The organism is Pseudomonadota bacterium (assembly GCA_026388215.1).
Lineage (GTDB): Bacteria > Desulfobacterota > Syntrophorhabdia > Syntrophorhabdales > Syntrophorhabdaceae > JAPLKF01.
On the sequence record JAPLKF010000208.1, the window covers coordinates 1 to 6,155 of the forward strand.

The 6,155-nt window shown below is 43.6% G+C and carries 6 protein-coding genes; 2 read left to right on the plus strand and 4 right to left on the minus strand.

The window, feature by feature from the left end; genetic code table 11:
* A partial coding sequence (locus tag NTU69_10710; GenBank protein ID MCX5803981.1) for a tyrosine-type recombinase/integrase occupies positions 1-229 on the plus strand: 229 nt, incomplete at its 5' end.
* A 395-nt stretch (positions 230-624) separates the two neighbouring features.
* Here the strand turns inward: NTU69_10710 and NTU69_10715 are convergent.
* The 4 genes from NTU69_10715 to NTU69_10730 form a co-directional block, all read right to left on the minus strand.
* Complete coding sequence (locus NTU69_10715) at positions 625-2,133, minus strand: AIPR family protein (GenBank protein MCX5803982.1); 1,509 nt, start codon at positions 2,131-2,133, stop codon at positions 625-627.
* 495 nt (positions 2,134-2,628) lie between these two features.
* Positions 2,629-3,294, minus strand: coding sequence for a TPM domain-containing protein (locus NTU69_10720; GenBank protein MCX5803983.1), 666 nt, complete (start codon positions 3,292-3,294; stop codon positions 2,629-2,631).
* The gene (locus NTU69_10725) at positions 3,294-4,205 is read right to left on the minus strand and encodes a TPM domain-containing protein (protein ID MCX5803984.1); all 912 of its coding nucleotides are present in this window, start codon (positions 4,203-4,205) and stop codon (positions 3,294-3,296) included. Before NTU69_10725 ends, NTU69_10720 begins: the two co-directional genes overlap by 1 nt.
* A gap of 84 nt (positions 4,206-4,289) precedes the next feature.
* Positions 4,290-4,874, minus strand: coding sequence for a LemA family protein (locus NTU69_10730; protein MCX5803985.1), 585 nt, complete (start codon positions 4,872-4,874; stop codon positions 4,290-4,292).
* Positions 4,875-5,368: 494 nt separating this feature from the next.
* Between NTU69_10730 and NTU69_10735 the strand changes: the two genes are divergently transcribed.
* On the plus strand, positions 5,369-5,773 hold the full coding sequence (locus NTU69_10735; protein MCX5803986.1) for a carboxymuconolactone decarboxylase family protein: 405 nt from the start codon (positions 5,369-5,371) through the stop codon (positions 5,771-5,773).
* The last annotated feature ends 382 nt before the right edge of the window (positions 5,774-6,155 follow it).

Consider the following 6,155-nt stretch of genomic DNA (forward strand, 5'->3'; position numbering starts at 1 on the left):
ACACACGATGGCAACACAGCTCTTGAATGCCGACGCGGACCTCGTCACTATCCAGGATCTCCTGGGACATGCCAAGATTACCACGACTCAGCGCTACTGCAAGGTCTCCAATCTCAAAGTGCAGAGGGACTACTACAAGGCTATTGAGGTCGTCATGCAGAGAACCCAGTCAGGCGGAGAGGACGAGTTTGAATTGGACGAAAAATGGATAAAGGAAAACAGGGTGTAAGTAACTAATATTACGAGAGAAAGCAGGATATGTTACGTATAGCAGGAAGACATCGATAAAATTACGTACTTTTATTTTTTCAAAAAATCAGTATGGCAAAACTGCGTCTAACATCTACAAGTGTGGAGACCATAAAGGAGATAAAAGTTAATGATTATCACGAGAAAGTAAATAGTTATTTATAAATTTACGGAAGCCCCTCTTTTCCTTTTAAAGCACACAGCAGAGTTTACTTCTATTGAATGACTCCTACCAACACTCGGCAAACTGTGTTGAATAAACTCAACTGCATCGCTTAACTCAAACTTCGTTTAGCCTTACCAAATTACGTTATCGTAGTGCTTTTGGTTGTTATAGGCAGTTGTTTTGCGCTAAATTTGTTTGCCAAATTTCGGCTAAAAAAGTTTTGGTAGCGCGCCATTGAGCCAATCTTGATTCACACTTATGGTTGAGTACGTATTTCTAACTCTGTCTGCGATACGCTCGAAGAAATCACTTGTACGAATTAAAACAGAGAGATCGTGACCAGTGATTTGGAGTAAGTCATCTACTGCCTGTTTATAGAACTGTATGCACAACTTTGCATACTTCTGAAGACGCTTACCAGCTTGTTGACTGACTATGCGTTCTTCGTTTATTGACCTCAGATAGTCAGGTCCGTTCCTCAACATCGCAACGAGGCCAAGAACCGCGAGGCAATAGAAACGACCACCACGCTTGAGCATTAAAACGTACTTCTCACGTTGCTTGTTGCCTTTTTGCACCGACTCTGCTTCCTTTTTGATCTCGTCTCTGACAAGGTCTTGCACACATTCCCCCGCCTTCCAAATGAACAGAGCTTCTTCAACTCTGAGATCGGCAGGGAATGTTTGTTCATAGTACTTATCGAAAAGAAAGGCCTTGTTCTTATATGCGACGACCGCGAGCCCCTTGAATGAAGCAATGTACTGGGCCAAAAGGTCATGCTTTATCAGTCTAGCAGGTCCAGTACCAGATGCTCGATACTTCCTTCTCGCAGCTTTGCTAAGAGAATTCCAATCTCCTCTTCTAAGTACATAGTAAACTGGGTTACTCAATTCGGAGAATTGGTTCTGCATTCTAAGCTGAGTCCGATCCTGTGAAACAAGTTCCCAGCGACGAATAAGGTTCTGGGAATTTGTGAATTGAATTATTCGGTCGATAGACGATTCTGGTGGTGAGATTATTCGGGCAAGCAAAAAGACGTTGTTAGTAAGATTAGACCTCTTACTGCGATACAATGTGATAGTCGTCTGACAACCATTGACGATACTGAAATTAGTCAGTTCGATTTTACCTGTTTCTGGGTCATGATGGTAGTGGTCACAAACAATCGTTATTCCATTGTTGTATGCCCAAAAATTACCTCGTTCTCTTTTATCTTCAACTGTTTGACTAATGCCGGCATTAACAGATCCCCTCCTTACACCTAGCCAACCCCGGATATTACGGGCAAAGAGTTTGTCACCGAAGGAAGTGTAAAGATCAGCAAGTTGAGATCCTTCTAAAGACGTTAAAAGGCCTTTGCCAAAACTGCCTGTGACCTCAATCACCTTTTTGTTTCCTTTAATTACTCCTTTCTCTATTCTTTTCTCTTTCCCGCGAAGCTCTTCGTAGCTATCTTCAAGTAATTCGATGTCGAAATGTATTGCCCTACGCCCCTTTCTCTCATTTTCTGGATTGGTGTTAAAGACCCTAATCCTCTTATCGATATTCTCATCTCTCGGCCCACAATAGACGAAGTAGAAAAAAACGGAGTACTCTTGATTAACCACGTCACAGAACTCTCTAGCCGCGGCAACTAGCTCAGGTCTGCCTTCTCTTTCCAGCGCTTGAGGGGATAGCAACCAATCGGTGCAACCAAGAAAACTATCTAGTTCTTTCATTTTGGGTCGATACAATCCTTGCGGCGAATACTTGCATTGTCCGAGGAGCACTCGTTGATTGGGGTGATCAACCCAGAAAAGGTCCATCCCCTTTTCGTTTGGACCCTCGACTCTAAGTGCATCATATGCATCGTCTTGACTAAGTTCCCAGCATATAGTTGCAAACCACACCGTGAAAGCTTGATGATCGGGGATGGCGAATCTATTAGAAATAGCTAGTACTTCTTTTTTTAATGTTTTGTAGAATAACATTTCTATCCTGTATTATTTCATAGCTATTAAAAATATCAAGAATTATTTATAAAAATCTCTCATTTATTTATTACCAGTTGCAATGGAGTATGAAATAATTAAATGAAAAAACCAACAGTACAGGAAGAATTTATTAACTGTTAGGGGTGAAATTGACAGGGACCGTCGGAATTCTCATAAAAGCCATAGAGAAGAAGGTTATTAACCCCAAACAGGCGGACAAGATATTTGGTGTAATGAAGACTAATCGGCATCATCTTTTGCGCCTGGTTCGCAAATTACCTCATCAGGCAGTTCGTCAGTATCACCTGCTTTGGCAGGGTAATGTTTTGCAAGTAGCTCTCCTGCTTCCTGAATTGCTTCTATGAGGGCGTCTGAGGCACGTCCTTCTCTTATCCCCTTTGAGACCATACCGGCAAACTTGTTAAGGGTTGGCTGGTGAATCTTCCCGTGAATACCCTTATCGGCAAGGACCCAGACCTTCCGTTCAAGCAGTGAGAGGAAAAATAAAACACCTGTATTCTCTTTTGTTTTGTAAAGCCCTTTCTCATAAAATGCCTTCAGTGCCCGTTCCCTTACTGCCTTTTCTTCCCTCTTCTTACCCACAAATACACGCTTGAGCACAGGCATATTTTTAAACAATAATCGGGAAGGGAAAAAGAGTAAAAAGGCAACGGGAATAAAAAACCACATAGATGAATGAAAGTATAAAGCAGACAAAATGATGGATACAAGGCTTCCTATGAATACCCCGCCCACGATTTCTGCTTCATGGTACTGGCTGCTATGGTCAACCACCATAACGGCAATCTCGCCAATCGTGCGGGATTCAACATCAATGGTCGCTCTCTTAATCCTTTCCTTTTCTTCTTCAGTAAAAAACCTGTCTGCCTTTGAATGATATTTCATCACCAGTCTCCCGAGGCCCCACCGCCTCCAAAGTCACCTCCGCCACCACCAAAACCACCTCCGAAGTCACTATCGCCGCCGTCACCGCCTGAGCCCCATGAACCTCCTCCTCCCCAGAATAGCCCGCCGCCATGCCCGCCAAACAGAGGCAAAAGAATTCCCATTATCAAACCTAAAACAGCAAAAAAAATCAGCGTAATCAGTCCAAAGGGGGCAATCGCCAGATATGCAATGAGTGGTAATCCGACAGCACCAGCCATGCCTCCCAGGACACGGGAGAAGCTCCCGAGCATAAATAGGGCAATCCCGCCAAAAATCAAGAGTGTGGGGATAGGCACATGCCCCCGCCCCCTTGCTGGACCAGGTTTATCCTCAATCTTAAACTCCCCTCGTGTTGCATCGATCAAAGAAGAAATACCAGCAACAAAACCTCCATCAAAATCGCCCCTCTTGAATCTCGGTTTTATCACAAGGTCTATTATTCTCCCTGCCGTTAAATCGGTGAGTTTTCCTTCCAATCCCCGTCCCACTTCTATCCTTATCTTCCTCTCCTGATTGGCAACAAGAAGGATTATGCCGTTATCCTTACCTTTCTGCCCTATCTTCCACGTTTCAGCGATCTTTATAGAAAAATCCTCTAACGCTTCCCCCTTAAGGGATGGAATGGTAAGAATAACAACCTGGGTTGAATCAGACTGCTCAAAGGCCTTGAGTTCTGCCTCAATCTTCGCCCGTGCAGAAGGCGATATTATGTTTGCATAGTCATTGACATAACCCTTAAGCGGAGGAACATCCAGCGCATGAGCGCAGCGAAGAGCTGGGAGCGAAGGGCTAAGAGCTAAAAACAAGCTTATAATGATAAATACTGCAGGTGATATAAGAAAGGCGTGAGTTCTTCTGTTATATGTCATATTGCTAACTATTTCCACTGGCTTTTCGAGAGTTTCCCTGTTCTTGCTCTCTAAGCTCTCTGCTCCCTGCTCTCTGCCACATGCTTAGAACTTCACCTGCGGTGCCTTCTCTGCCCCGGCTTCAGCCTTAAACGCCTCTTTAGACGTCAGATGGAGCAGCAGCATATTGGTAAGGTTATTCGGGAATATCCTGATTGAGGTATTGAATTCCTGTACAGCCTTGTTGTATCTCGTGCGGGCAACATTTATCCTGTTTTCTGTTCCCTCAAGCTGGTGCTGGAGGTCTTTAAAGTTCTGGTTTGCCTTGAGGTCTGGATACCTCTCAACAACAACCATAAGTCTTGACAAAGCGCTGCTCATGGCTCCCTGGGCTTCCTGAAACTGTGCAATTGCCCTGGGGTCGTTGATAATATCTTTTGAAACCTGAATACTCCCAACCTTTGCCCTCGCCTCGGTTACTGCCTGAAGTGTCTCTCTTTCATGTTTCGCATACGCCTTGACAACCTCAACGAGATTCGGGATTAAGTCATTTCTTCGCTGATACGTTGCCTCAACATCCCCCCATGCAGCCTTCACTACCTCCTCATTCCTTTGCATCGTATTATAACCGCAACCGGAGACACCAAATACCATTGCAGCAAAGACAATGTAAACCAGTACCCTTTTCATATATCCTCCTCATAGCTACACGATCTTCATAATTACATGTCGGGCAATATTAACATCTTTGGAATATTAAATAAAGAGTTTGTAATCAGCGGTTAGCATAAAAATAACTCATTAAAGCTTTTTTGAGCTAAGGGTTGAATGCTGAATACCCCTTTTATACCATTTTGCAATCTTCCAGCAACAGATAGGAAGGAAACCCTTCTCTGGAATGAGCATCGAGAAATTCTTGGGTAACCCCTCATGACGAAAGTGAACGTTCCCCAGCTTTAGCAGGGGACGATGGGCAGGCATGTACTTCAGCGGGGAGTCTCCGCCCTTGCCCATCGAGTGAACTTGAGTCGCAGAGAGGGTAAGAATTTTGAGTTGGCGAATGGAAGAGATGGTTTCCTTGAGAGCAATAATGTATCCGATAGATCGCAAAATGGTATTATATATTGACGATCTTAAAAGGCACGTGATAAAACGTACAAAAAATCTAAAGGAGGACACGTAACGTGGATGATGAAGCAGCAAAAAAAAGGACCCAGGAGACTGCAAAGAAACTATTCGGTAAGGGGATCAAGATGGACCCTCCGTACCTGATGTGGAAGGAATTTGACAGAGACCTTGCCAATAACCTTTCGATGTTCATTACAGGTAACCTTTATTCGAGGACTGTTCTGACGCTTCCGGAAAGACAGATGGTTGCTTGTGCCATGCTGGCAGCCCTTGGTGCTTCCGAGGAATTAAAGCTCCATGTAAATGCAACCTTGAATGTCGGCTGTGACCCTAAAAAGCTTGCGGAGGTCTTTTTTCAATTAGCCCCCTATGGGGGCATGCCACTCGTCAATAAGGCACTTGAGGTCTACCGTGAAGTTCTGAAAGAAAGAGGGGAATGGGACACCTTCAAGAAGCAATGAAAAATGAAGAATTGAGAATGAAGAATTTAGGTTATTGAGGCAATCTGGTAGGTATAAAATACGTATAGCAGCTACGAGTTTTGCATAGCGTGTTGTTATAAAAATTGAACGTTACGGGTATAACACGAGGATCAGCCAGAGCCGGAATTACCGGCGATTGGCTGCATCCATTGGTTATGTGATCTTCTTCCATTTCCTGAGTTCTTGACCTTACGTCTTTTCAGAAATATCATAATTTAATGAGCGTTATATATTACCATGCCCTTAAGCCCTACCCCAAAGTATAACAGAGAAAAAAGTTTTTTATCAGACTACCAAAAAAGAAACCTCCTGTTAAGATATATAGTGATGTACCCACATCAAAAAATCTTAGTAAGGAGGT

What these genes read in the sequence shown, in the direction of transcription:
- NTU69_10720 (MCX5803983.1), bottom strand. Translation starts at nt 3,294, where the DNA reads ATGAAATATCATTCAAAGGCAGACAGGTTTTTTACTGAAGAAGAAAAG.
- NTU69_10715 (MCX5803982.1), bottom strand. Translation starts at nt 2,133, where the DNA reads ATGAAAGAACTAGATAGTTTTCTTGGTTGCACCGATTGGTTGCTATCC.
- NTU69_10725 (MCX5803984.1), bottom strand. Translation starts at nt 4,205, where the DNA reads ATGACATATAACAGAAGAACTCACGCCTTTCTTATATCACCTGCAGTA.
- NTU69_10730 (MCX5803985.1), bottom strand. Translation starts at nt 4,874, where the DNA reads ATGAAAAGGGTACTGGTTTACATTGTCTTTGCTGCAATGGTATTTGGT.